This window comes from Sphingomonas sp. NY01, from assembly GCF_038809135.1.
Taxonomy (GTDB): Bacteria; Pseudomonadota; Alphaproteobacteria; order Sphingomonadales; family Sphingomonadaceae; genus Sphingomonas; species Sphingomonas carotinifaciens.
On record NZ_CP101722.1, the window covers coordinates 438,591 to 461,948 of the forward strand.

Sequence of the window (23,358 nt, forward strand, 5' to 3'; positions counted from 1 at the left end):
CGGTAGCTATAGCATGGAGGCGCCATCCCTCAAGCCATCAACGGCCAAAATCCCCCGCAGGCCGCGTTGCGTGGCCCCGCGCGCATGCCTATGACGGCCGCCGCAACTGCCGGAGCCCCAAGATGACCGATGACGACGTGCTGGCCGAATTCCGTGCCGCACAGGCGCTGCTGGAAGGGCATTTCATCCTGTCGTCCGGCTTGCGCTCGTCACGTTACCTGCAATGTGCGCGGGTGTTGATGGACCCGCGGCGCGGCGCGCGGCTGGCGGAGGCGCTGGTCCAGCGGATCCCGGCCGAACTGAAGGCGCGTATCGCGGCGGTGGTGTCGCCGGCGATGGGCGGCGTGATCGTCGGGCACGAGATGGGCCGGGCGCTGGGGGTGGAGGCGATGTTCGTGGAGCGGCCGACCGGCACGTTCGAGCTGCGTCGCGGTTTCCGGCTGGAGCCGGGGACGGAGGTGCTGATGATGGAGGATGTGGTGACGACCGGCCTGTCGGGGCGCGAGGCGATCGTGGCGATCGAGGCGGCGGGCGGCCGGGTGATCGCGGCGGGCGCGCTGGTCGACCGGTCCAACGGGACGGCGGACCTGGGCGTGCCGTTCTTTCCGCTGATCCGGCTGGACGTGCCGACCTACGACCCCGACCATCTGCCGCCGGAACTGGCGGCGATCCCGGCGATCAAGCCGGGCAGCCGGGCCGCCGCCTGATGGCGGAGCATCTGCGCCTGGGGGTCAATATCGACCATGTCGCCACGGTCAGGAACGCGCGCGGGGCGGGCTATCCCGATCCGGTACGCGCGGCCCTGCTGGCGGCGGAGGCGGGTGCGGACGGGATCACCGCGCATCTGCGCGAGGATCGGCGGCACATCACCGACGACGATATCGCGCGGCTGTCGCAAGGGCTGACCATTCCGCTCAACCTGGAGATGGCGGCGACCGACGAGATGCTGGCCATCGCGCTGAAGCATCGTCCGCACGCCGCATGCATCGTGCCCGAAAAGCGCGAGGAGCGCACCACCGAGGGCGGGCTGGACGCGGCGGGGCAGCATGATCACCTGGCGCCGCTGGTGCGCGAACTGGGTGCCGCGCGCATCCGCGTGTCGCTGTTCATCGAGCCCGATGCGCGCCAGATCGAGGCGGCGGTCCGCCTGGGCGCGCCGGTGGTCGAGCTGCATACCGGGCGCTATGCCGAACTGGAGGGCGAGGCGCGGGCCGAGGAACTGCGTCGGCTGGCGGATGCCGCGGCGCTGGCGACGAAGAACGGCATCGAGGTGCATGCCGGGCACGGCCTGACCTATGACAACGTCGCGCCGATCGCCGCCATTCCGCAGATTCGCGAATTGAATATCGGGCATTTCCTGGTCGGCGAGGCGCTGTTCACCGGGCTGGGCGAAGCGGTGAAGCGGATGCGCGCCGAGATGGATGCGGCCCGGTGATCATCGGGCTGGGATCGGACCTGTGTTCGATCGAGCGGATCGCCCATTCGCTGGAGCGGTTCGGCGCCCGGTTCGAAAACCGTGTGTTCACGCAAGTGGAACTGGCGCGCGCGGCGCGGCGGCCGTTCACCAGGGCGGGGACGCTGGCCAAGCGCTTCGCGGCCAAGGAGGCGTTTTCCAAGGCGGTGGGCACGGGCTTCGCCGCGGGCGTGTTCATGCGCGACATCGGCGTCGTCAACGCTCCCTCGGGGGCCCCTACGCTGGCGCTGACCGGGGGGGCGAAAGCGAGGCTTGACGCGCTGATCCCTGCGGGCCACGGCGCACATATTCACTTGACCATGACCGACGATCATCCCTGGGCACAGGCCTTCGTGATTATCGAGGCGATACCGGAAGCCAATCCATGAAGGACGCGGTGTTGGACGGCAACCAGACACCCCAGTCGGGTGATGCAGGCCCGGCCGGGGCGGGCACGCCGGAGGCGGCACCGTCCGAGGCGCACCGGCGCACCGGCACCGACTGGTGGGGCGAGGTGAAGGGGATCTTCTGGCTGATCCTGATCGTGCTGGGCTTCCACAGCTTCATCGCCAAGCCGTTCTACATCCCGTCCGAATCAATGCTGCCGGGCCTGCAGGTCGGCGACCGGCTGGTGGTGTCGAAATTCGCCTATGGCTGGTCGTTCGTGTCGCCGACGATCCCGAACCCGGTGGCGATCTTCAAGGGGCTGGTGCTGCGCCAGCCAGAGGATAGCTGGTCGGTGCAACTGCCCTTCATCAAGGGGCGTCTGTTCGGATCGCTGCCGGTGCGCGGCGATGTGGTGATCGTGACGCCGCCGGGCACGCGCAACGATTATATCAAGCGCGTCATCGGCCTGCCGGGCGACCGGCTGGAGGTGCGCGACGGCACGGTGATCCTGAACGGCCGGCCGGTGGGGCGCGGTGCGGTGCATTACGAGGATATCCCCGTCGACACCAACAGCCCGTGCAAGGCCGAGGATTATGGCGAGGAAGCGCGGGTGACCCGCGCCGACGGCACCGAGGTGTGCCACCTGCCGATCGTGACCGAGACGCTGCCGAACGGCCGCCGCTACGACACGGTGGAACTGGGGTGGAGCCCGGGCGACAATTACGGGCCGATCCGCATCCCCGCCAATCATGTCTTCCTGATGGGCGACAATCGCGACCGTTCCGCCGACAGCCGCTTCGCGCTGTCCGAACTGGGGCTGGGCGGTGCGGTGCCCTATGAAAATCTGGGCGGCCGGGCCGAGTTCGTGACGTTCAGCCTGGACGGCGACGCGACGCTGAACCCGTTGACCTGGTGGGGATCGCTGCGCTCCGGCCGGGCGGGCACGTCGCTGCACCCGGTCGAGACCAGGCCGTGACCGACAGCCCGGCCAAGGGCGCGCCGGACGTGAACGAGGCGGCGCCGCTGGAATGGCGCAGCGGGTTCGCGCGGCGCGAATTGCAGCGCGCGTCGATCTGGATCGGGCTTGCCGGCGCGCTGGCGCTGGTCGTGCTGCTGGTCCAGCCGCTGCTGATCATCTTTGCCGGGCTGGTGTTCGCGGCGGTGCTGGACGGGGGCGTGCGCCTGCTCGGCCGGGTGCTGCCGATCGGGCGCGGCTGGCGGCTGCTGATCATATGCCTGCTCGCCGTGGCGTTCCTGCTCGGCACCTTCTACCTGACGGGCGTGGAGGTGACGCAGCAGGTGACGCAGCTCCGCTCCACGCTGGAGGGGCAGGCGGACAAGGTGACCGGCTGGCTGAACCGGCAGGGCATCATGCCGGGCGCGTCCGACGTCAGCGGGCTGGCGCGACAGGCGATGGGATCGATCGGGCGCATCACCTCCTGGGTCGGCACCGCGGTGGGGGCGCTGACCACCTTCTTCATGATCCTGGTCATCGGCCTGTTCGTGGCGATGGACCCGCGCATCTATCAGCGCGGGCTGGAATGGATGGTGCCGCGGGCGAACCGGGCGGAGTTCCGGCTGGTGCTGGAACGGGTCGGCCGGGTGCTGCGCCGGCTGCTCGCCGGGCGGTTGCTGGGCATGCTGGTCGAGGGGGTGCTGACCGGGGTGGCCCTGATGATCGGCGGCGTGCCGATGGCGATGATCCTGGGCATATTGACCGGGCTGCTGGCGTTCATCCCCAATATCGGCGCCTTTATCAGCGGCGCGCTGATGATCGCGGTCGGCTTCTCGTCGGGCGTGGACACGGGGCTGTGGGCGATCGGGACCTATGTGATCGTGCAGACGTTCGACGGCTACGTCCTGCTGCCCATCGTCGCCAAGAAGACGGTGGACCTCCCGCCGGCGCTGACGCTGGGGGCACAGATCATGGCGGGCGCGCTGTTCGGGATATTGGGGCTGGCCCTGGCCGACCCGATGACCGCGGCGATCAAGACCGCGCTGGAACGCTCGTCGGAGCGCGAGGACGAGCGCGACGGGTCAGCGGGCAGCGACGATCCGGTCGAATAAGGCGAGATAACGTGCGGCCGCATCGTGGCCGGGCGGGGCGACGGGTGGCGGAAGGCGCGTGCCCGGCATGAGCCAGTGGCGTAAGGCAGCGGCGAGCGCGCGCGCGTCGTCGCGGCCGACGATGGTGCCGAGCGCGGGGGTGGCGACGATCTCCGCCACCGCAGGGGACGAATCGGTGGCGACGACCGGGCGGCCGACCGACAGCGCCTCGCGCAGGACGCCCGGCACCCCTTCATAATCGGAGACCAGCGCGACGACATGCGCGGCCGCCATCGCCGCCAGCGGATCGGCGGTGTGGCCGGGCAGGGTCACGCGGCGTTGGAGCCCCGCGCGGGCGATCTGCGCCTCCAGTGCGGGACGCAGGCTGCCTTCGCCGTGGATGACGAGCCGCACGTCGTCGTCCAGCGCGGGCAGCGCGGCGATCAGGCGATCCCAGCGCTTTTGCGGCTCCAGCCGGCCGACGCCGATGATCGTGCGCTGCCCGAACGGTGAGCGGGCGGGCGGCGGTGGGGCGGGGGGATTGGGGATGACGATGGCGGGCAGGCCGGTGGCGGCGCTCGCCTCCGCCGCAGTCGCCGGGGTCATCGCGACAAGGCCGTCCAGAAAGCGGCGGTGGGTGCCGAGCCAGCGGGCATGACCCCAGCGCATGGGCGCGGCGAAGTCCGGCCGGTGGCAGGCGTTCGACATCTTGGCGACGATCGGCGGGCAATCGCGCCCCACGCGCAGGCGCGTCCAGGCGGCAAGGCCGGTATAATGGTTGCCGGGGCAGAAGATGATGTCCGGGCGCAGATCGGCGACGGTGCGGGGCAACGCGACCGCCAGCCGCCCGCGGCGAATCGGGCGAAGCGATTCGGGCAACTCGCCCCAAAAGGCGCCCCCCTCCTCGCCCAAAAGCAACGTCACGTCGCGCCCGGCATCCAGCCATCCGCGCACCAGGCGGAGCTGCGCGCGCTCCACGCCGCCGCGAAGTGCTTGAGCATAAGTAAGGATATGGCGCGCCGGCATCGTCTGGCGATTAGGGGCATCCAGATGGCGAGGCAATCGTCCGCTGGCGCTCCATTGCGATCGTTTGCGGTCACACGTACGACGCATTTCATCAGTAACGGCACGCTGGTTCCGCGCGCCCTTTCGAGCGATGAGGCGTTGGTCAGAACCCTGGTGAAGAACTCTGTTGATCGGAACGGGCGTATGACATCGCAGCGTATCGCGGATGTGCCGGCCGATCTGGCCGGGCTGGAGCCGCTGAAGACGCTGAAACGGCGCTGGCCGGCGGTGATCGGCGCGGTGCTGACGCTGGCGATGGTCGCAGGGCTGGGGCGCGAGCTGCTGGGGCAGGGACTGGCCGGGCTCGGCCGGTCGGTGCCGGGCGACCCGCGCTTCTATCTGTGCTTTGCCGCGCTCTACATGTCGCTGCCCACCGGCGACTATCTGATCTTTCGCCGGCTATGGGGCATTCCGCCATCCGGCCTGATCGCGCTCATCAAGAAGCGGATCGCGAACGAGGTGGTGTTCGGATATTCGGGCGAGGCGTATTTCTACGCCTGGGCGCGGGCGCGGGCCAGGATGGTGGCAGCACCGTTCGGCGCGGTGAAGGATGTCAGCATCCTGTCCGCGATCGCGGGCAACGCGATCACGCTGCTGATGATCGTGATCGCGCTGCCGCTGGCGCGCTATCTGTTGAGTGCGGACCAGATGCGCACCGTGCTGGGATCGACCGCGATCGTGATGGCGACATCGCTGCCCTTCCTGATCTTTTCCAAAAAGGTCTTCTCGCTCGATCGGCCGCTCCTGTGGTGGGTGTTCGGGGCGCATTGCCTGCGCCTGCTGGCGGGATCGGTGCTGATCGCGCTGACCTGGCATTTCGCGCTGCCCGACGTGTCGATCGGCATGTGGCTGTTCCTGGCGGCGGGACGCCTGCTGGTGTCGCGCCTGCCGCTGGTGCCGAACAAGGACCTTCTTTTCGCCAACTTCGCCATCATACTGATCGGCCAGGACCGGGCATTGTCGGAGCTGGTGGCGTTTACCGCCGCGCTGACCCTGCTGGTTCATGTGGTGCTGATCGCGCTGTTCGGTCTGCACGCGCTGATGACGAGGTCCAGATGATGAAGGCTTGGTGGTTGGGGATGCTGGCGGCGGCGATGGTACCGGGGGGTGCCGCCGCGCAGGTGGCGGGGCCGGATGCCGCGGCGTGCACCGGCAACCGGGGACCGGCGGTGCTGGTCCATGTGCAGGGCCTGAAGGATCGCAAGGGCAATCTGAAGCTGGAGCTGTATCCGGCGAACGAGGACGATTTCCTGAAGGACGACCGCGACCTGCTGAAGGAGGGCAAGACCTTTCGCCGGATCCAGACGCCGACACCGCCATCGGGCAATCCGTCGCTGTGCATGCGGGTACCCCAGGCGGGGCGTTATGCGCTGCTGGTGGTGCATGACCGCGACGGCAAGAACAAGTTCAGCTTCTGGAGCGATGGCGCGGGCTTTGCCAGCGCGGAGAAGATCGGACGGCGGCGGCCCAAGGTGGAACAGGCGGTGGTGCAGATCGGGCCGGGCGTGACCACGCTGACGATCCGCATGCAATACTTGCGCGGGCTGGGCGGCTTCGGCCCGGTCGATCCGGACTGAGGCCAGGGCGCCCCCTTGCGCATCGTCGATGTCAACGAATTCTACTCGCCCGCGGGTGGCGGCGTGCGCACCTATATCGATCGCAAGATCGGCATATTGGCGGACATGGGGCACGAACTGATCGTGCTGGCGCCGGGCCGGGAAGACCGGGTGGAGCCGCGACCCGGCGGCGGCCGGGTGGAATATATCCGCTCGCCGGGCATGCCGTTCGACCGCAATTACGGACTGTTCTGGGACGCCGCGCCCATCCATGCCGCGCTGGACCGGTTGCAGCCGGACGTGGTGGAATGCTGCTCGCCCTGGCGGCCGGCATGGATCGTCGGGCAGTGGCAGGGCCGGGCGCTCAAATCCTTCTTCATGCACAACGACAATGTCGCGGCCTATCCGTTGCGCTGGTTCGAGGGGCTGGCGAGCCCGGCGCGGATCGAGCGCGCCTTTGCCTGGTACAGCCGCTACATGGGCCGGTTCCTCGACCATTATGACGTGGTGGTGACGAACGGACCGGCGCTGGACAAGCGGCTGCGGTCGCGCGGGGTGCGGATCGATGCGGCGATGCCGCTGGGGATCGAGCGGGCGCATTTCTCGCCGACGCTGCGCGATGAAGAGTTGCGCCGGTGCCTGCTCGCGCAGTGCGACCTGCCCGAACACGGCCTGTTGCTGCTGGGGCTGGGGCGGCACCATGCCGAGAAGCGCTGGGCGATGGTGATCGACGCCGTGCTGCGCGCAGGCACGACGCTGCCGGTGGGGCTGATCCAGATCGGCACGGGCAACGACAGCGCCCGGCTGGAGGCGCGGGCCGCCGGATCGCCGCATATCCGGCTGTTCCGGCCGGTATATGACCGCGAGCGGCTGGCGCGGATCATGGCAAGCGCCGATGCGCTGATCCATGGTGCCGAGGCCGAGCCGTTCGGGCTGGTGGCGTGCGAGGCGATGGCCTCCGGCCTGCCGCTGATCGTGCCGGATACGGGCGGGTGTGCGGAGGTTGCCGATTCGGCGTGCGCGGAACTATATGCCGCGCGCGACCCGCTGGCCTGTGCGGCGGCGATCGGGCGGCTTTATGCGCGGGACCGGCCCGCGCTTCGCCAGGCGGCGGCCGCGGTCGCGACGACGGTGCGCAGCGACCGCGAGCATGCCGAGGAACTGATGGCCTATTATGCGCAGGCGCTCGGCCGGCGCGTGGCGGGTCAGGTCGGGCGGCGATCCGGGCCGGCGCCGGCCTGCGGGCTTTCGTCGGCGGCGCCCGGCGTGTTGGGGTCGTAATCCTCGCCCGGTGCACCGCCACCGGCGGCGGTGCCGCTGCCACGCACGATCCCCTCCGGCGCGACCGCCTGTGCATCCTGACCGGCGCGCCATTCGGCCTGGCCGGCGCTGTCATATTCCTGGCCCGAATAGCCCTTGCCGGTGCCGATCGCGCCGAGCGGCGGTTCGGGCTTGGCAAAGGGCGGGCGCTTGCCGGCTTCGGGTGGGATGTCGCGGTCGGTCATAGCTATCTCCTTGTCCCTTAACGGGTGCGGGAGGGCGGCTGTTCCACGCGGACGAGTTGGAAGGCGGTGCCGGGAACGGGCGTGCGCGGCCCGCCGGCGGCGCGGGCGAGCGCCGCATCGAGATCAGGATTGCCGCTGGTCCGGGGGCCTTCGCCGCCGACGAGTGCCCATTGCGCGGATAAATGGGGCCGGGCATGGCTGAGCAGGTGGAGCCGGCTTTCCGCGGCGGGATCGAGCAGATGTCGGCTGCGGAAGTAGAAGGGGCCGGTAGCGAAGTCGGCATCGGGCAGGCGTCCGGTCGCGGGTAGGAATTGCGGAGAGAGGGTGGCGACGGGGCCGGTGACGCCCGCGCGGTCCATGGTGGCGCGGATCGCGGCGGAGGTGCGCATCGCCTCTGCCAGCGACATGCCATTCGCGGTGACGAGCGCGGCGACGCTGGGGGCGAGCCCGGCGGCGGCGGTGATGCCGAACGCGATCCGCCAGTTGCGGCCCGGCGGGCGGCGATGCCAGGCGAGCGCCAGCGCGATGAACAGCGGCGGCAGGAAGGGCAGCCAATATTGCCGCCAGGTCGGCTGCGGGGCGAGTGCCGCCACCGCGCACGCGAACAGCAGCGGCGCCAGCGCACGCATCCGCCCGCGGCCAATGACGAAGGCGAGCGCGACAAGCGCGGGGCCGAGGGCCAAAAACTTGAGCGAGTCGATCAGTTTCGCCGCCAGCGACAGCTTCCACGGGTGACCCGCATAATATTCAGCGGGCGCGTCGGCGGGAAAGTGGAAGACGCCGAACAGGAATCCCTCCGGCGCGGTCCACCAGCACCAGGCGACGAGCAGCGCAGGCGGAACCGCGCCGAGGATCAGCCAGAGCGGCCGGTGGCGGCGGGGCGCGGCAAGCGCCCACACGCCGTACGCGATGGCGGGGAGCGCATAGCTGACCTTGGCCGCGGCGGCGGCGCCGAGCAGCAGGCCGGTAAGCAGCGCGCTTCCTCGCGTCGCCGCCCCGCCGCGCAGCCGTGTCATCACGACCAGCGCGGCGGCGAAGAGGGCGGCGGGCAGCGCGTCGTTGCGCGCGACGCCGATGGAGAAGAGCAGGATGTCGCAGCACAGCATCAGCCCGGCGGCCGCCGCGGCGGCGCGGGGGGCGGCACCCAGGCGACGCGCGGCGCGGTGGACGAAGGCGATGGTGAGGCCGCCGAGCAATGCGTTGACGAGGCGTAGCGCCGGCCAGGTCCATGCCCCCGCGGCCCAGGCGATGGGCGCGAACAGCAGCGGCTGCAAAGGGCCCTGAAGATAGGCGAAATCGCGATACGGCATCAGGCCGTGCGCGGCGAGCACGGTTGCCGCGACATATTGGCTTTCGTCGTGATCGACCGTGCGGGTGAGCGTCAGGCCCATCAGCACCGCGGCGAGCAGCGCCCATGGCAGCAGCCGGCGCGCCGGGACGGGCGCACCGGCAGGGGCGACGCGCACCGTCAGGCCCGGGTGGCGGTCAGGAAATAGTCGAGCGCGGTCGAATCGCTCAACGCAAAGCCGCGCGACGGCGTGAAGGCGAGGCCGCGCACGTCGCGGACCCGCAGGCCGGCATCCTCGAACAGCGCGGTCAACTCGTCGGGGGTCAGGAACTTGTTCCAGTCATGCGTGCCGCGCGGGATCGCACCGAACCCTTCGGCGAGCGTGATCATCGCGAGGCGCGACACCGGCGTGCGGTTGGGCGTGGAGAGGATCAGCAGACCGTCCTCCGCCAGCGCGTCGGCCAGGCCGCGAACGAAGCGGGCCGGGTCCTCGACATGCTCGATCACCTCCAGACAGGTGACGAGATCGAAACGCTGGTCGCGCAGGGACTCGACGCTGCCGGCGCGGTAATCGATGGCGAGGCCGCCTTGCGCGGCATGTATCTCGGCCACCGCGATATTCTCGGGCGCGGCGTCGAGGCCGGTGACGGCGGCACCCAGCCGGGCGAGCGGTTCGGCAAGCAGCCCGGCGCCGCACCCGACATCGAGCGCCGTGCGCCCGGCAAGCGGGGTGAAGCCGGTGCCGTCGGCGTTCCAGTGCAGATCGACCTGTTCGCGGATATAGGCGAGGCGCGGCGGATTGAGCCGGTGCAGCATCGCGCTCGATCCCCTGGGGTCCCACCAGTCGGCCGCCATCTTTCCGAAATGTGCGGCCTCGGCGGCATTTATGGTAGATTCGATCGTGTCGCTTGCGTTCGTCATGGCGGCTACCTATCAGGGCCGCCGTTTTACCCCAAGGAGAATGGCAAGCGCCCATGGCACGTATCGTGATGAAGTTCGGCGGCACGTCGATGGCCGGGATCGAGCGCATCCGTAACGTGGCGGCGCGGGTGAAACGCGAGGTCGAGGCGGGCAATCAGGTCGCGGTCGTCGTGTCGGCGATGGCGGGCGAGACGGACCGGCTGGTCGGGTTCTGCCGCGAGGCATCCTCGCTGTACGACCCGCGCGAATATGACGTGGTGGTCTCCGCCGGCGAGCAGATCACCAGCGGGCTGCTGGCGATCACCCTGCAGGCGATGGGCGTGCCGGCGCGGTCGTGGCTGGGCTGGCAATTGCCGATCCATACCGACAGCGCCTTCGCCAAGGCGCGGATCGGGACGATCGACACCGACGCGCTGGACCGGAGCCTGGACGCGGGCGAAGTGGCGGTGATCCCCGGATTCCAGGGCGTGGCCGAGGACAACCGGGTGACGACGCTGGGCCGCGGCGGATCGGACACCTCGGCAGTCGCGGTCGCGGCGGCGATGAAGGCGGAGCGTTGCGACATCTACACCGATGTCGACGGCGTCTATACGACCGATCCGCGCATCGTGCCCCGGGCGCGCAAGTTGTCCAAGGTGACGTATGAGGAAATGCTGGAACTGGCGAGCGTGGGGGCCAAGGTGCTCCAGACCCGCTCGGTAGGGCTGGCGATGAAGGAACAGGTGCGCGTGCGGGTCTTGAGCTCGTTCGACGACGCACGGGACGAAGACGGACATCGCGGCACGCTGATCGTGGGCGAGGAGGAAATCGACGACATGGAACGCCAGCTCATCACCGGCATCGCACACGACAAGAACGAAGCGAAGATCACGCTGGTCGCCGTGCCCGACCGACCCGGTTCGGTCGGCGCGATCTTCGCGCCCCTGGCCGATGCGGGGATCAACGTGGACATGATCGTCCAGAACATCGCGCATGCGACCGCCGGCAACGCGGCCTCGACCGACGTGACCTTTACCGTTCCCGCCGCCGACCTGCCGCGCAGCCTGGACGTGCTGGACAAGGCGCGCGGCGACATCGGCTTCGAAAAGCTGGTGCACGACACGCGCGTCGCCAAGATCTCGGTGGTGGGCGTGGGCATGCGCAGCCATGCCGGCGTCGCCTCGACCATGTTCCAGACGCTGGGTGCGCGGGGCATCAACATCCTTGCCATCACCACCTCCGAGATCAAGGTGAGCGTGCTGATCGAGGAGGATTATACCGAACTGGCGGTGCGCGTGCTGCACACCGCCTATGGGCTGGATGCCGAGGCGGCATAAGGCGGTTCATCTCTCTTCGGGCTTTCTGGTTCACGCGAAGGCGCGAAGCCGCGAAGATTTTTGTTCGCGCGGAGGCGCGGGGATGGCGGTTTCGGCCGCTATCTCGCGCTCTGTTACGGCCGGTCGAAAATGCATGCGCTGGCGTGCGTGAAAGCGCTCGGCGTCCTTTGCGTCTCCTCTTCGCGTCTTCGCGTCTTCGCGGCTTCGCGTGAACCCCATCTTGCCGTGTGGTGCTCGCCACGGCATGGAGCGTCGATGACCGATACGCTCACCATCAATACCGGCGAACAGCGCCTGGCCACCCGCATGGCGCGCGGGGCCGAATTCCTCGGGTCCGACGTGGCGATCATGGCGGGGGCCATGTCCTGGGTGTCGGAGCGCCATCTGGTCGCCGCGATGTCGAATGCGGGCGGGTTCGGCGTGATCGCGTGCGGGGCGATGACGCCCGCGCTGCTGGACGCGGAGATCGCGGGCACGAAGGCGCTGACCGAGCGGCCGTTCGGCGTGAACCTGATCACCATGCATCCGCAACTGTTCGACCTGATTGAGATTTGCGGGCGCCACCGGGTCGGCCATGTCGTACTGGCCGGCGGCCTGCCGCCCAAGGGGTCGCTGGAGGCGATCAAGGCGACGGGGGCCAAGGTGATCTGCTTTGCGCCCGCACTCAGCCTTGCCAAGAAGCTGATCCGCTCGGGCGTTGATGCGCTGGTGATCGAGGGGATGGAGGCCGGCGGCCATATCGGCCCGGTATCGACCAGCGTGCTGGCGCAGGAGATGCTGCCCGAGATCGCGGGCGCCGTGCCGGTGTTCGTCGCGGGCGGGATCGGGCGCGGCGAGGCGATCGCCGGATATCTCGACATGGGCGCGGCCGGCGTGCAGCTCGGCACGCGATTCGTGTGCGCCACCGAATCGATCGCTCATCCCAATTTCAAGAAGGCGTTCATCCGGGCCTCCGCCCGCGACGCGGTGGCGAGCGTGCAGATCGATCCGCGCCTGCCGGTTATCCCGGTGCGCGCGCTGAAGAATGCCGGTGGCGAGCTGTTCACCGCCAAGCAGCGCGAGGTGGCGCTGTTGCTGGACGAGGGCAGCGTGGCGATGGCCGAGGCGCAGTTGCAGATCGAGCATTACTGGGCGGGCGCGCTGCGCCGCGCGGTGATCGACGGCGATGTCGAGCATGGGTCGGTGATGGCCGGCCAGTCGGTCGGCATGGTGACAAGGGAAGAGCCGATCGCCGACATCATCGCGCACCTGATGGCCGAGGCAGCAACCGCGCTGCAGGCGCGCGCCGCCTGATACCTCGTGCGTTTCATCGCACAGGTTACGACGCGTTAACCGCGAATCGCCATGGTGGGGGGCAAGCCGGGGGCGGCAAGATGACGCCAGGGATTCAGGGATGATGACAAGCCGCCAATTTCTGACACGCGCGACCCCGGTCGCCCTGGGACTGGCGCTGGCCGCCTGCGCCGGGCAGCGCGAGGTGGCAAGGGTCGCGCCGCCGCCGATCATGGTCGCAGCCCCGCCACCGGCACGGCCCAGCCTGCCGCCGGGCGCGACGCCGGGCATGACCATCCCGGTGCGCCTGGCCGATGGCAGCTACCCGACCCCGAACCGCGCGCTGAGCGAGGCGGCGACGCTGTGGCATCTGCGCTCCGCCCTCAACGTCGCGGCGCTGGCGTGTCGCGGCGCGGAGGAGGCGGGCAATGTCGCCCGCTACAATGCGCTGCTGACCACGCACAAGAAGACGCTGGCCACCGCCGAGACGCGGCTGTCCGCCGAGTTCAAGGCGGGGGGCGGCGACTGGCGCGACCGGTATGACGACACGATGACGCGGCTCTACAACTTCTTTTCGCAGACGCCCGCGCGCGCCGGTTTCTGCGCGGCGGCGACGCAGGTGCTGGCGGAAAGCGCCACCGTGTCGGACGGGCAGTTGGGGGCGTTCGCCCTCGCCAAGCTGCCCGAACTGGACCGGCCGTTCACCGATTTCTACCGCGCCTATGACGCATGGCGGACGGGCAGCATGACGCCGGTGGCGGAGCCGGCCGCGCCGCTGGTCATCGCGACATCGGCGGCGGCGCCGACATCCGCCGCCGCGGCACCGCGGGTGGCGACGCCGGCGCCGGCGCCCGCACCCTCGCTCTCCGCCCCGTCGGCGCCGGCCCCCGCCGTCCGCACACCACGTCTGGAGGTCGACCCCGCGATCTTCCGCATGGAGTGATCCGCCGCGGCTCTTGTGGAGGAAAGGTCGGACAAGCGGCTTCCTTCCGTCCGGCCATTGGGTTAACAGCCGCCTCATTATGCAGGAGAGCGGGCAGGATCAGCCGCTGGGCGGGCGGTTCGAGGGGCGGGAGCACCGATTGGGTGTGCGCGTCTATTTCGAGGATACCGACCTGTCGGGCGTGGTCTATCACGCCAACTATCTGCGCTACATGGAACGGGCGCGATCCGACATGCTGCGCCTGGCCGGGATCGACCAGCGTGCGACGTTCGAGGCCGGCGAGGGCGCCTATGCGGTGGCCGATGTCGCGCTGCGTTTTCGCGCGCCCGCCCGGCTGGACGATGCCCTGCTGATCGTGTCGCGGGTGCAGATGGTCAGCCCGGCGCGCGTCGTCATTCATCAGACAGTCAGGCGCGACCAGCATGTGCTGACGCAAGGCACCGTCACGGTCGCGCTCGTCGGGTCCGACGGGCGTCCGCGGCGACAGCCACGCGCCTGGACCGACATCTACCAACGCCTCGTCTGGCAAGGGGACACTCAACACCCATGAATCCCGTCTTCAACATGGATGCGGCCACATTGTCGCCGGTTGCGCTGTTCCTGCAGGCCGACTGGGTGGTGAAGGCCGTGATGTTCGGCCTGTTGCTCGCCAGCATCTGGACCTGGACGATCATTATCGCCTTCTCCCGCCGGCTGGGCCGGACGCGCAAGGGCATGGCCAAGTTCGAGCGCGATTTCTGGAAGGCGGAGGATATCGACGCCTTTCACCGGATCGAGGGGGGCAACGACCTGCCCTCCGCACGGGTCTTTGCCGCCGGCGTCAAGGAATGGCGCCGCTCGACCTCCAGCGGGCAGATCGACAAGTCGGGCACGCGCGAGCGCCTGGCCACCGCGATGGGGGCGGCGGTCGCCAACGAAATCGACACGCTGTCCGACAAGCTGAACGTGCTGGCGACGGTGGGGTCGGTGGCGCCGTTCGTCGGGCTGTTCGGCACCGTCTGGGGCATCATGCGCAGCTTCACCGGTATCGCGCAGGCGCAGAACTCGTCGCTGGCGGTGGTGGCGCCGGGCATCGCCGAGGCCTTGTTCGCGACCGCGATCGGGCTGTTCGCCGCCATCCCGGCGGTGATCGCCTATAACCGGTTCAGCCACGGCGTGAACCGGATCGAGGCGGGGCTGAACCGCTTTGCCGATGGCTTCCACACGACGCTGAGCCGGCAGCTGGACGGTTCGCGGTAAGGGGGCGGCACGGTGGCGATGAACCTCCCTTCGCGCTCCGGCCGGGGGCGCAAGGCGCCGATGGCGGAGATCAACGTCACGCCGCTGGTCGACGTGATGCTGGTGCTGCTGATCATCTTCATGGTGACCGCGCCGCTGCTGACCGCGGGCGTGCCGGTGAATCTGCCCGACAGCCGCGCCAAGGCGCTGGAACAGGACCAGGAGCCGGTGCAGCTCTCGCTGGACGAGACGGGGCGCACCTTTCTGGGCGAGGACGAGGTGAGCGAGGGCGACCTGCCCGCCAGGCTGGCCGATATCGCCGCGCGCGCGCCGGAGGGCGGGCAGCCGCCGCAGATCTTCCTGCGCGCCGACCGGGGGCTGGATTATGGCCGGGTGATGCGGGTGATGGGCGAGCTGAACCGCGCCGGGCTGAACCGCGTCTCGCTGGTGACGGTGGAGGGGGGCGAGGCCCGCTGATGGACCGGGCCGAGCGCATAGGGCTGGGCGTTGCGGTTGCGGGGCACCTGGTGCTCTTCGGCCTGTTGTCGGTCGGCTTCCTGTCGACGCCGAACCCGGAAAAGCTGAAGGTCCAGCCGATCGACATCTCGCTGGTCAAGGACGTCGCGCTGGAGGCCGAGGCGCCACAGGCGGTGGAGGCGCCGGCCCAGTCGATCGCGCCCGAGGAAGGCGAGCCCGAGGACGCAGCCCCGCCCGAGCCTGCCGAAGCGGAGCCCGAACCCACGCCGCCGGCCCCGGCACCGCCCAAGCCGCAGCCGGCACCGCCGAAACCGGAACCCAAGCCGGTGCCCGCCCCGCCCAAGCCGCAGCCGAAGCCCAAACCGGCACCGCAACCCAGGCCGCAGCCGAAAAAGCCTGCACCCGCGCCCGAAAAGGCGGCGCCGCAGCCAAAGCCCGCGCCGGTGAAGAAACCGGCAGCACCGGCGCCTGCGAAACCCGCGCCCGCCAAGCAGGCGGCGGCGCCCAAGGCGGCCCCGGCCAAGCCCGCGACGCCGGCACGCGGCAGCGGCAAGAGCGAAACGGCGACCGCAACGAAACCGCGCGGCAGCCGGCTGGGTGACGATTTCCTGAAGGGCATGTCCGCCGAGCCGTCGCCGAGCAAGTCGGAGGCGCCGCGTGCCGCCAAGATCGGCGCGCAGGCCGCGGCCAATATCGCCTCGGCGATCCTGCGGCAGGTGCAGCCCTGTGCGAACCGGCAGGTGACGCCGGGGCCGGGGGCGGAGCGCATCCGCGTGACGATCAACCTGCGCCTGAACCGCGACGGCAGCCTGGCGGCGCGCCCGCGTGTGACCGGCCGCGACGGCGTGGACGACGAGAATCGCCGTTATGTCGACCGCGTCGACGACCTGGCGGTGGCGACGTTCGTGGGCTGTTCGCCGCTGCGCGGGTTGCCGGCAGAATTGTACGATGTTCCAGGCGGTTGGAGTAACTTCAACTTGCGTTACAAGCTTCCTGGGTGAGGATGAGCCTTATGATCCGCATGCCCCTTCGTGCCGTGGCCAGCCTGACGCTGGCGCTGACCCTCGTCACCTCCGCTGCGGTGGCGCAGGAGGACCCCGCCCCGGCGCCGCAGGAGGCCGCGCCGCAGCAACCGGGTGCGTTGCCCGCCGACCAGAGCGGGCCGCTGGTGGTGGACGTGACCGGCGGTATCTCCGCGCCGATGCCGATCGCGATCCCGACGATGCCGACCAATGCGGTGCAGCAGACCCCGGCGGGCACCACCGACGTGCTGGGCCGGCAACTCTCCGAGATCATCGCGAACGACCTGCGCAATTCGGGCCTGTTCACGCCGATCCCGCCGGCGCAGCTTCGCACCGTGTCCTTTCCGGAGGTGACGGCGCCCGCGTTCGATTACTGGAACGGCACGGGCGCACAAGCGCTGGTGCAGGGTTTCATCCGCGCGAACGGCGACGGCAACCTGACCGTCGGCTGTTACCTGTACGACGTGTCGGCACAGACCGAGCTGACCCGGCAGGGCTTCGTCGTGCCGCCGTCCGACTGGCGGCGCGCGGCGCATAAGTGCGCGGATACCATCTATACCCGCCTGACCGGCGAGGGTCCGTATTTCGACAGCCGGGTCGTCTATGTCTCGGAAACGGGGCCCAAGGCGCGGCGCATCAAGCGGCTGGCGATCATGGATCAGGACGGGGCCAACCACCGCTTCCTGACCAACGGCCAGTCGATCGTGCTGACCCCGCGCTTTGCGCCCAACCAGCAGTCGATCGTCTACATGTCCTATGTCGACAAGCGGCCGGCCATCTATGTCTATGACATCGGATCGGGGCGGCAGCGGCTGGTGGTGCAGAACGCGTCGACGACCTTTGCGCCGCGCTTCTCGCCCGATGGTCGCTGGATCCTGTTCTCGATGGCGCAGGGCGGTAACACCGATATCTACCGCGTGTCCGCGCAAGGCGGCACGCCGCAGCGGCTGACCAATGCGCCCGGCATCGATACCGGCGGCAGCTATTCGCCCGACGGATCGAAGATCGTATTCGAAAGCGACCGTTCCGGCGGGCAGCAAATCTATGTGATGAACGCGGATGGGTCGAACCAGCAGCGGATCAGCTTCGGCGGCGGCCGCTATGCCACGCCGGTTTGGAGCCCGCGCGGCGATTTGATCGCCTTCACCAAGATCGCCGGCGCGTTTCGGGTGGGGATCATGAGCCCGACCGGCGGTGGCGAGAAGCTGTTGACCAATAGCTGGCAGGACGAAGGGCCGAGCTGGTCGCCGAACGGGCGCGTCATCACCTTTTATCGCTCGGGCCGGGGAAGCTCGGGCAAGGCGGATCTGTGGATGGTCGACCTGACCGGGGTCAACGAGCGCCGCATTCCGACCCCGCTGGACGGGTCCGACCCCGCCTGGGGGCCGCTGAGGCCCTGAACACCGCGTCCCAAAAGGGTAGCGGAGCGCAGTGCCGGTAAAGGCGTTGTTCAAATAACGGGGTCGAAACGAGAATTTCTAGGGAGTGACCAGAATGGCCAGTTTGAAGACCACGCTTGTAGCCGCCACCATCCTTGTTGCCGTCGCCGGTTGCGCCAAGAAGCGCCCGGCCGACCTGCCGCCGCCGCCGGTGGACAATAGCGGACCCGTCGACCAGGGCGGCGCGACCGGCCCGACGACCGGCGCCGTGGTGCCGGGATCGGACGCGGATTTCCGCCGCTCGGTCACGTCGAACACGGTGCGGTTCGGACTGGACCAGTATGACATCGACCCCGAGGCGCGCGCGATCCTGGACAGCCAGTCAGCCTGGTTGCAGCGTTATCCGAACGTGCGCATCACGATCGAGGGGCATTGCGACGAGCGCGGCACGCGCGAATATAATCTCGCGCTGGGCGATCGCCGTGCGAACGCGGCCAAGAACTATCTGGCGGCACGCGGCGTCTCGCCGGACCGGATGACCGTGATCAGCTATGGCAAGGAGCGGCCTGAGGCGATGGGGTCGGACGACGCCAGCTGGGCGCAGAATCGTCGTGCCGTGACGATCGTTCTGAGCTGATCATGACATACCCCCTCCCCGCTTCGGGGAGGGGCTTTGCACGCGGTCAGCCCAGCGCCGCATCCAGCAGCTTGGCGAGCCGCAGGCCGCCACGGCGGATCTGTTCGCGCTCCAGCGGTGCCAGTTTGGCGATGTCGGCGTCGGTCATCTTGAGGCGGTCAGGGGTCGGCTGGCACGGGTCGCCGTGCATCGCGGTAGCATAAGCCTCACGCGCGACCGCCCAGTTCTCGCGGCTCCATGTGGTTGCATCGCCCGCGCCGAGCTTTGCGCGGGTTGTAGCGGAATAGCGGCGGATCAGGCTGGGCGGCGTGGAGATGGCGCGCTCGGCGAGCAATCCGTCCCAGATCGAATGGAGGTTGAGCCGGGCGGGCGCGTAGATGCCGTAATCGGCATGCGCGTCGTTGCCGCCCTTGTCCCCCTTGTCGCCGGCATGCAGCGGCTGGTGCAGGTCGCCGACGAAATGAACGAGGAACGCCAGCGCCTTGACCCGCTCGACCGCGGGGGCGCGCCGGTTCTTCAGGATCGCCTGTTGCCGCGGGATCTGGGCCGAGACGCAGTCGCCGTCCTTGCAGGCGGGCTCCAGCGTGAAGGGGCCGCAGATGTTCACGTTCTGATAGTGCCAGCTATAGGCATAGCCGAAGCGCGACTGGCCGTTCGCATCCTTCAGCGGCTTGATGCAGTCGGGCCAGACACTGGCGTCGGCAATGGTGCGGACGGGGCAGGAGGGCGTGTCGAGCTGCCCCTGCGCGCGTAAGATGCGGGTGACGGCCGTCCGCGTGTGCGGCGATACATTGGTCCAGGCGATCCGGGCGACGGTCTGGTGGCCATAATCCCAATAGGCGTCGGCAGGCTGAGACAGGGTGAGGGCGCCAAACGCGGCGACGACGATACGCGAACGGTTCATAGGGCTGGTGCCTTAGCGACGCGGCAGACCCAAAGAAAGGTCAGCCTTCCTCACCATAAAGCGCGACCTGGCGGACGCCGTCGGACCCGGCGCGGCCGCGATACATGCCGGCGGTGGTCATGCTCCAGGCGGTGGTGCCACCCGGCGCGGCGACGATGACGCCGCCGGTGCCGCCCATCGCACGGACATCCGCCAGCACGGTGTCGGCGGCCTGTTGCGGCGTGTCGTTCGTGAAGCGCAACCGGGCGGCGATCTCATGCGCGACGCCCTCGCGAATGAAATATTCGCCCGCCCCGGTGCACGAGATGGCGGCGGCGCGGTCGTCGGCATAGGTCCCTGCGCCGATCAGCGGCGAGTCGCCGATCCGGCCCCAACGCTTGCCGGTGACGCCGCCGGTCGAGGTGGCGGCGGCGACATGGCCATGGCTGTCGGTCGCGACCGCACCGACGGTGCCGTACTTCATGTCGATGTCGAAGGCGTCGGCGCCCTTGGCCTGCATTTCCTCCAGTTGCCGACGGCGCTCGGGCGTGGCGAACCATTCCGGCGGCGCCTGTTCCAGCCCCTGGCCGCGCGAAAAGGCGTCGGCACCGGGGCCGGCGAGAAAGACGTGCGGGCTGTGGTCCATCACCGCGCGGGCGAGCGCCACGGGATTGCGGGTGGCGGTGACGCCGGCGACGGCACCGGCGCGGCGGTCGCGTCCGTCCATGATCGCGGCGTCCAGCTCGTTGGTGCCCCCTTGCGTGAAGCAGGCGCCGCGACCGGCGTTGAACGAGGGCGCATCCTCCAGCACGCGCACCGCCGCCTCCACCGCATCGACCGCGCTGCCGCCCTCGCGCAGGATCGCCTCGCCAGCGTCGAGCGCGGCGGCAAGCGCGGCGCGCGCCTCGCTATCCTGCCGGGATGTCAGCACGTCGGGCACGATCCGGCCGGCGCCGCCGTGGATCATCAGGGACCAGGTCATGGGGTTTTCCTCAGGATGGGGCGCAGGCCGATGAGCGGGCGCGCCCAGGGGATCGCACGGCCGGCAAGGTAGAATGCCCAGCAGCCGGCGATCGTCACGGCGGCCAGGACGACCGCGTCGAGGGCGAGCGGCAGGGCGGTGCCACGCAGCCAATAGGCGACAACGACGATGATCGTCTGGTGGATCAGGTAGAAGGGGAACACCGCCTCGGTCAGGGTGCGGCGCCATGGGTGGTCATGGTTCCAGAAACGCTCCGCCACGCCGATCAACGCGACGATCGCCGCCCAGGCCTGCACCGCGCGCGTGGCGGAAAAGGTGAGGCCCGCCCAGTGCGGCCCGCGCGCCAGACCCGGCCAGCGCCATTCGAGACCGGCCGCCAGCAGATAGGCGGCAAGCGCGACGATCGCCGCCGGCCACCACCAGCGGCGAAACGTGGCAAGTACCCGGTCCGACCCCGCCATCGCGAAGCCGAACAGGAAGGCGGGCAGGTAGAGCGCGTGCGCCAGGGCGTCGTCGATCAGGCCGTGGGTTTCCGACTGGCCGACGAACAGCCACATGTTGACGGCCAGCAGCCAGCCGAGCGGCAGCACCAGCCCGCCGATGCCGCCGAATACGCGGTCGTACAAGGCCTGCACACGGGCGCCCCACCGGCCGCCGATCGCGAGCAGCAGCGCGATGGCAACGGTGTAGACCCAGAGATAGCCGACGAACCACAGATGGTTCCAGGCGGGCAGCGATACGCCCGCGAGCAGGCGGAAGCCGAAATAATCGTGCAGCCAGAAGCGCAGGAAAGGGGCGTCGTAGCCATGCTGGGTGACCAGTTCGACCCAGCTTTGCGGAGGCACGAGCACGGCGATGCCGAAGACCAGCGGGATCAGCAGGCGGATGCTGCGTCCCTTTACGAAGCCGAGCAGGCTGGTGTGTCGGGTCGCCAGCGCCCGCGTCGCATAGCCCGATACCACGAACAGCAACAGCAGCCGCCACGGGTTGGACGCCAGCATGGGCAGGGTGACGAGCGGCACCGTGTCCAGCCGGACGTGAAAGCCCCAGGGCACGAACACCATGCCGATATGGTAGAAGATCAGGATCGCGAAGGCACCGACGCGCAGCCAGTCCAGGCCGAGATGGCGGGGGATGGGGGACGCGGGAACCATATCGCAGGCTCGGTACAGCATCGACTTTGAACCGCAACCTCAGGCGCGTATATAGGCGCTTATGTCCATCCGTCCCTGGCGCGACATCGTCCGCCGCCCGAGCCGCCAGATCATGGTCGGCAACGTTCCCGTCGGCGGCGATGCGCCCGTCACCGTGCAGACGATGACGAACACGCCGACATCAGACCCGGTCGCGACGATCAACCAGATCCGCCGCTGCGAGGATGCGGGTGTGGACATCATCCGCGTGTCGTGCCCCGACATCGAATCGACCGCCGCGATGAAGCAGATCGTGCGCGCATCGCGGGTGCCGATCGTTGCGGACATCCATTTCCACTACAAGCGCGCGCTGGAAGCGGCGGACGCGGGGGCGGCGTGCCTGCGCATCAATCCCGGCAATATCGGATCGTCGCAGCGCGTGGCGGAGGTGGTGCGCGCCGCCAAGGCCAATGGCTGTGCGATCCGCATCGGCGTGAATGCAGGCTCGCTGGAGAAGGACCTGCTGGAGAAATATGGCGAGCCGTGCCCCGAGGCGCTGGTCGAATCGGCGCTCGACCATATCAAGCTGCTACAGGACCACGACTTCCACGAATACAAGGTCGCGGTGAAGGCGTCGGACGTGTTCCTGGCGGTCGCCGCCTATCAGGGGCTGGCCGAGGCGACCGACTGCCCGTTGCACCTGGGCATCACCGAGGCGGGCGGCTTTGTCGGCGGCACGGTGAAGTCGGCGATCGGCATCGGTTCGCTGTTGTGGTTCGGGATCGGCGACACGATCCGCGTTTCGTTGTCGGCCGAGCCCGAGGAAGAGGTGCGCGTCGGCTTCGAGATCCTGAAGTCGCTGGGCATCCGCAACCGCGGCGTACGCGTCGTCTCCTGCCCGTCCTGCGCGCGACAGGGATTCGACGTGATCCGCACCGTCGCCACGCTGGAGGAACGGTTGCAGCATATCCGCACCCCGATGTCGCTGTCGGTGCTGGGATGCGTGGTGAACGGACCCGGCGAAGCGCGCGAAACCGATATCGGCCTGACCGGCGGCGGCAATGGCAAGCACATGGTCTATCTGTCGGGCATCACCGACCACACGGTGGAGGACGCCGACATGGTCGACCACATCGTGAAGCTGGTCGAGGCGAAGGCGGCGGAGATCGAGGCCGCGGAGGCGGCACGCGCGCTGGCGGCGGAATAGTAGGCTTGCTAGTTTTCGGTCAGCGGAGACATTGTCGTGACCTATCATGCAAAGGTGACACCGGGCGGCAAAGTGGTCATCCCCGCGGAACTACGCCGGGATCTCGGCATACGTGACGGTGACTCGCTCATGTTGGAAAAGGACAAGAATGGCGGCTTGAGCGTGAAGACTTTCGAGCAAGTCGTGCGCGAGGAGCAGCGACGTTTTCGCGCGGCAGTCGGGCCGGATTATTCGGTTAAGCAGTTTCTTGCCGATCGCGCGTCGGATTGGCCCGCCGATTGAGCGTCGTTCTTGACGCGTCAGCCCTGTTGAGCGTCCTGTTGGGTGAGAGAGGCAAAGACATCGTTATTCCGGTGCTGCGCGGCAGCGCGATGTCTGCGGTGAATATATCCGAATGTTGCGCACGTGCGCCCGAACGGGGAGCCGCTGCAGCGGCGGTGCTGAAGGCGATCGAACGGTTCGAGATCGATGTCGTGCCGTTCGATATGGCACAGGCGGTGCGTGCAGCAGAGCTTCGCGAGGATACCCGGCGTCTGGGCATTTCTCTGGGTGATCGGGCCTGTCTCGCCTTGGCCGAGCAGCGGCGGGTGAGGCTGTTTACCGCCGACGAGCGCCTGTCGCGGGTCAGTATCGGTATCGAAATCCTGTTGATCCGCTGACGCACAGTT

General features: G+C 69.0%; 27 protein-coding genes. 20 read left to right on the forward strand and 7 right to left on the reverse strand.

Annotation, left to right across the window (positions count from 1 at the left end; all coding sequences use genetic code 11):
- Nucleotides 1-122: 122 nt before the first annotated feature.
- The 5 genes from pyrE to NPJ82_RS02245 are packed head-to-tail and all read left to right on the forward strand — an operon-like array spanning nt 123 to nt 3,907.
- Nucleotides 123-707 carry an orotate phosphoribosyltransferase gene (gene pyrE / locus NPJ82_RS02225; RefSeq protein WP_112381859.1) on the forward strand — a complete coding sequence of 195 codons (585 nt, stop codon included), beginning with the start codon at nt 123-125 and terminating at the stop codon, nt 705-707.
- Nucleotides 707-1,435 carry a pyridoxine 5'-phosphate synthase gene (locus NPJ82_RS02230; protein WP_342658204.1) on the forward strand — a complete coding sequence of 243 codons (729 nt, stop codon included), beginning with the start codon at nt 707-709 and terminating at the stop codon, nt 1,433-1,435. Before pyrE ends, NPJ82_RS02230 begins: the two co-directional genes overlap by 1 nt.
- On the forward strand, nt 1,432-1,842 hold the full coding sequence (gene acpS / locus NPJ82_RS02235; RefSeq protein WP_112381861.1) for a holo-ACP synthase: 411 nt from the start codon (nt 1,432-1,434) through the stop codon (nt 1,840-1,842). Before NPJ82_RS02230 ends, acpS begins: the two co-directional genes overlap by 4 nt.
- Complete coding sequence (gene lepB, locus NPJ82_RS02240) at nt 1,839-2,816, forward strand: signal peptidase I (protein ID WP_342658205.1); 978 nt, start codon at nt 1,839-1,841, stop codon at nt 2,814-2,816. The genes acpS and lepB overlap by 4 nt, the downstream gene beginning before the upstream one ends.
- The gene (locus NPJ82_RS02245; RefSeq protein ID WP_342658206.1) at nt 2,813-3,907 is read left to right on the forward strand and encodes an AI-2E family transporter; all 1,095 of its coding nucleotides are present in this window, start codon (nt 2,813-2,815) and stop codon (nt 3,905-3,907) included. The genes lepB and NPJ82_RS02245 overlap by 4 nt, the downstream gene beginning before the upstream one ends.
- Here the strand turns inward: NPJ82_RS02245 and NPJ82_RS02250 are convergent.
- Complete coding sequence (locus NPJ82_RS02250; protein ID WP_342658207.1) at nt 3,878-4,912, reverse strand: glycosyltransferase; 1,035 nt, start codon at nt 4,910-4,912, stop codon at nt 3,878-3,880. The genes NPJ82_RS02245 and NPJ82_RS02250 overlap by 30 nt on opposite strands.
- Before the next feature lie 183 nt (nt 4,913-5,095).
- Here NPJ82_RS02250 and NPJ82_RS02255 point away from each other — a divergent pair, with 183 nt between their 5' ends.
- The 3 genes from NPJ82_RS02255 to NPJ82_RS02265 are packed head-to-tail and all read left to right on the forward strand — an operon-like array spanning nt 5,096 to nt 7,788.
- Complete coding sequence (locus NPJ82_RS02255; protein ID WP_112381865.1) at nt 5,096-6,010, forward strand: hypothetical protein; 915 nt, start codon at nt 5,096-5,098, stop codon at nt 6,008-6,010.
- On the forward strand, nt 6,007-6,528 hold the full coding sequence (locus tag NPJ82_RS02260) for a DUF2141 domain-containing protein (RefSeq protein WP_112381866.1): 522 nt from the start codon (nt 6,007-6,009) through the stop codon (nt 6,526-6,528). Before NPJ82_RS02255 ends, NPJ82_RS02260 begins: the two co-directional genes overlap by 4 nt.
- A gap of 15 nt (nt 6,529-6,543) precedes the next feature.
- Complete coding sequence (locus NPJ82_RS02265; RefSeq protein ID WP_342658208.1) at nt 6,544-7,788, forward strand: glycosyltransferase; 1,245 nt, start codon at nt 6,544-6,546, stop codon at nt 7,786-7,788.
- Here the strand turns inward: NPJ82_RS02265 and NPJ82_RS02270 are convergent.
- Genes NPJ82_RS02270 through ubiG form a run of 3 tightly spaced genes read right to left on the reverse strand, consistent with a single transcriptional unit; the run spans nt 7,713 to nt 10,221 of the window.
- Nucleotides 7,713-8,012: a hypothetical protein gene (locus tag NPJ82_RS02270; RefSeq protein ID WP_112381868.1), complete on the reverse strand. Its 300-nt coding sequence runs from the start codon at nt 8,010-8,012 to the stop codon at nt 7,713-7,715. The two genes, NPJ82_RS02265 and NPJ82_RS02270, sit on opposite strands and share 76 nt — an antisense overlap.
- A 17-nt stretch (nt 8,013-8,029) precedes the next feature.
- Entirely contained in the window at nt 8,030-9,478 is a 1,449-nt protein-coding gene (locus NPJ82_RS02275) for a DUF2029 domain-containing protein (protein WP_342658209.1), read from the reverse strand.
- A gap of 2 nt (nt 9,479-9,480) precedes the next feature.
- A complete protein-coding gene (gene ubiG / locus NPJ82_RS02280) occupies nt 9,481-10,221 on the reverse strand; it encodes a bifunctional 2-polyprenyl-6-hydroxyphenol methylase/3-demethylubiquinol 3-O-methyltransferase UbiG (protein ID WP_342658210.1) in 741 nt (246 codons plus the stop codon).
- Nucleotides 10,222-10,274: 53 nt separating this feature from the next.
- Here ubiG and NPJ82_RS02285 point away from each other — a divergent pair, with 53 nt between their 5' ends.
- The 9 genes from NPJ82_RS02285 to pal all read left to right on the forward strand — a co-directional run bounded on the left by NPJ82_RS02285 (nt 10,275) and on the right by pal (nt 18,485).
- The gene (locus NPJ82_RS02285; protein ID WP_149682309.1) at nt 10,275-11,537 is read left to right on the forward strand and encodes an aspartate kinase; all 1,263 of its coding nucleotides are present in this window, start codon (nt 10,275-10,277) and stop codon (nt 11,535-11,537) included.
- Nucleotides 11,538-11,792: 255 nt separating this feature from the next.
- Nucleotides 11,793-12,830, forward strand: a complete 1,038-nt coding sequence (locus NPJ82_RS02290; RefSeq protein WP_342658211.1) for a nitronate monooxygenase — start codon at nt 11,793-11,795, stop codon at nt 12,828-12,830.
- 100 nt (nt 12,831-12,930) lie between these two features.
- On the forward strand, nt 12,931-13,752 hold the full coding sequence (locus NPJ82_RS02295; RefSeq protein WP_342658212.1) for a hypothetical protein: 822 nt from the start codon (nt 12,931-12,933) through the stop codon (nt 13,750-13,752).
- Nucleotides 13,753-13,831: 79 nt separating this feature from the next.
- Nucleotides 13,832-14,302 (forward strand): tol-pal system-associated acyl-CoA thioesterase, encoded by a 471-nt coding sequence (ybgC, locus tag NPJ82_RS02300; RefSeq protein WP_112381873.1) that lies wholly within the window; start codon nt 13,832-13,834, stop codon nt 14,300-14,302.
- Complete coding sequence (tolQ, locus tag NPJ82_RS02305; protein ID WP_112381874.1) at nt 14,299-14,991, forward strand: protein TolQ; 693 nt, start codon at nt 14,299-14,301, stop codon at nt 14,989-14,991. The genes ybgC and tolQ overlap by 4 nt, the downstream gene beginning before the upstream one ends.
- A 12-nt stretch (nt 14,992-15,003) precedes the next feature.
- Complete coding sequence (gene tolR, locus NPJ82_RS02310) at nt 15,004-15,447, forward strand: protein TolR (protein ID WP_342658213.1); 444 nt, start codon at nt 15,004-15,006, stop codon at nt 15,445-15,447.
- The gene (locus NPJ82_RS02315) at nt 15,447-16,448 is read left to right on the forward strand and encodes a cell envelope biogenesis protein TolA (RefSeq protein ID WP_112381876.1); all 1,002 of its coding nucleotides are present in this window, start codon (nt 15,447-15,449) and stop codon (nt 16,446-16,448) included. Before tolR ends, NPJ82_RS02315 begins: the two co-directional genes overlap by 1 nt.
- A gap of 11 nt (nt 16,449-16,459) precedes the next feature.
- A complete protein-coding gene (gene tolB / locus NPJ82_RS02320) occupies nt 16,460-17,869 on the forward strand; it encodes a Tol-Pal system beta propeller repeat protein TolB (protein ID WP_342658214.1) in 1,410 nt (469 codons plus the stop codon).
- A gap of 94 nt (nt 17,870-17,963) precedes the next feature.
- Nucleotides 17,964-18,485, forward strand: a complete 522-nt coding sequence (gene pal / locus NPJ82_RS02325; RefSeq protein ID WP_149682304.1) for a peptidoglycan-associated lipoprotein Pal — start codon at nt 17,964-17,966, stop codon at nt 18,483-18,485.
- A gap of 46 nt (nt 18,486-18,531) precedes the next feature.
- Here the strand turns inward: pal and NPJ82_RS02330 are convergent, their stop codons facing one another.
- The 3 genes from NPJ82_RS02330 to NPJ82_RS02340 are packed head-to-tail and all read right to left on the reverse strand — an operon-like array spanning nt 18,532 to nt 21,504.
- A complete protein-coding gene (locus NPJ82_RS02330; protein ID WP_342658215.1) occupies nt 18,532-19,389 on the reverse strand; it encodes a S1/P1 nuclease in 858 nt (285 codons plus the stop codon).
- A gap of 40 nt (nt 19,390-19,429) precedes the next feature.
- Entirely contained in the window at nt 19,430-20,350 is a 921-nt protein-coding gene (locus NPJ82_RS02335; protein WP_342658216.1) for an isoaspartyl peptidase/L-asparaginase, read from the reverse strand.
- On the reverse strand, nt 20,347-21,504 hold the full coding sequence (locus tag NPJ82_RS02340; protein ID WP_342658217.1) for an acyltransferase: 1,158 nt from the start codon (nt 21,502-21,504) through the stop codon (nt 20,347-20,349). The genes NPJ82_RS02335 and NPJ82_RS02340 overlap by 4 nt, the downstream gene beginning before the upstream one ends.
- 61 nt (nt 21,505-21,565) lie before the next feature.
- Between NPJ82_RS02340 and ispG the strand changes: the two genes are divergently transcribed.
- From ispG to NPJ82_RS02355, 3 genes are read left to right on the forward strand one after another with little or no spacing between them, the layout of a single operon-like run.
- Entirely contained in the window at nt 21,566-22,690 is a 1,125-nt protein-coding gene (gene ispG, locus NPJ82_RS02345; RefSeq protein WP_112381880.1) for a flavodoxin-dependent (E)-4-hydroxy-3-methylbut-2-enyl-diphosphate synthase, read from the forward strand.
- A gap of 36 nt (nt 22,691-22,726) precedes the next feature.
- Entirely contained in the window at nt 22,727-22,972 is a 246-nt protein-coding gene (locus tag NPJ82_RS02350; RefSeq protein WP_342658218.1) for an AbrB/MazE/SpoVT family DNA-binding domain-containing protein, read from the forward strand.
- A gap of 26 nt (nt 22,973-22,998) precedes the next feature.
- Entirely contained in the window at nt 22,999-23,349 is a 351-nt protein-coding gene (locus NPJ82_RS02355; RefSeq protein ID WP_342658219.1) for a PIN domain-containing protein, read from the forward strand.
- Nucleotides 23,350-23,358 lie beyond the last annotated feature (9 nt).

Excerpts from the sequence above, each read along its gene's own strand:
- pyrE (WP_112381859.1), top strand. The coding sequence starts at position 123 with ATGACCGATGACGACGTGCTGGCCGAATTCCGTGCCGCACAGGCGCTG.
- NPJ82_RS02230 (WP_342658204.1), top strand. The coding sequence starts at position 707 with ATGGCGGAGCATCTGCGCCTGGGGGTCAATATCGACCATGTCGCCACG.
- lepB (WP_342658205.1), top strand. The coding sequence starts at position 1,839 with ATGAAGGACGCGGTGTTGGACGGCAACCAGACACCCCAGTCGGGTGAT.
- NPJ82_RS02250 (WP_342658207.1), bottom strand. The coding sequence starts at position 4,912 with ATGCCGGCGCGCCATATCCTTACTTATGCTCAAGCACTTCGCGGCGGC.
- NPJ82_RS02255 (WP_112381865.1), top strand. The coding sequence starts at position 5,096 with ATGACATCGCAGCGTATCGCGGATGTGCCGGCCGATCTGGCCGGGCTG.
- NPJ82_RS02260 (WP_112381866.1), top strand. The coding sequence starts at position 6,007 with ATGATGAAGGCTTGGTGGTTGGGGATGCTGGCGGCGGCGATGGTACCG.
- NPJ82_RS02270 (WP_112381868.1), bottom strand. The coding sequence starts at position 8,012 with ATGACCGACCGCGACATCCCACCCGAAGCCGGCAAGCGCCCGCCCTTT.
- ubiG (WP_342658210.1), bottom strand. The coding sequence starts at position 10,221 with ATGACGAACGCAAGCGACACGATCGAATCTACCATAAATGCCGCCGAG.
- NPJ82_RS02285 (WP_149682309.1), top strand. The coding sequence starts at position 10,275 with ATGGCACGTATCGTGATGAAGTTCGGCGGCACGTCGATGGCCGGGATC.
- NPJ82_RS02290 (WP_342658211.1), top strand. The coding sequence starts at position 11,793 with ATGACCGATACGCTCACCATCAATACCGGCGAACAGCGCCTGGCCACC.
- NPJ82_RS02295 (WP_342658212.1), top strand. The coding sequence starts at position 12,931 with ATGATGACAAGCCGCCAATTTCTGACACGCGCGACCCCGGTCGCCCTG.
- ybgC (WP_112381873.1), top strand. The coding sequence starts at position 13,832 with ATGCAGGAGAGCGGGCAGGATCAGCCGCTGGGCGGGCGGTTCGAGGGG.
- tolQ (WP_112381874.1), top strand. The coding sequence starts at position 14,299 with ATGAATCCCGTCTTCAACATGGATGCGGCCACATTGTCGCCGGTTGCG.
- NPJ82_RS02315 (WP_112381876.1), top strand. The coding sequence starts at position 15,447 with ATGGACCGGGCCGAGCGCATAGGGCTGGGCGTTGCGGTTGCGGGGCAC.
- tolB (WP_342658214.1), top strand. The coding sequence starts at position 16,460 with ATGATCCGCATGCCCCTTCGTGCCGTGGCCAGCCTGACGCTGGCGCTG.
- pal (WP_149682304.1), top strand. The coding sequence starts at position 17,964 with ATGGCCAGTTTGAAGACCACGCTTGTAGCCGCCACCATCCTTGTTGCC.
- NPJ82_RS02330 (WP_342658215.1), bottom strand. The coding sequence starts at position 19,389 with ATGAACCGTTCGCGTATCGTCGTCGCCGCGTTTGGCGCCCTCACCCTG.
- NPJ82_RS02335 (WP_342658216.1), bottom strand. The coding sequence starts at position 20,350 with ATGACCTGGTCCCTGATGATCCACGGCGGCGCCGGCCGGATCGTGCCC.
- NPJ82_RS02340 (WP_342658217.1), bottom strand. The coding sequence starts at position 21,504 with ATGGTTCCCGCGTCCCCCATCCCCCGCCATCTCGGCCTGGACTGGCTG.
- ispG (WP_112381880.1), top strand. The coding sequence starts at position 21,566 with ATGTCCATCCGTCCCTGGCGCGACATCGTCCGCCGCCCGAGCCGCCAG.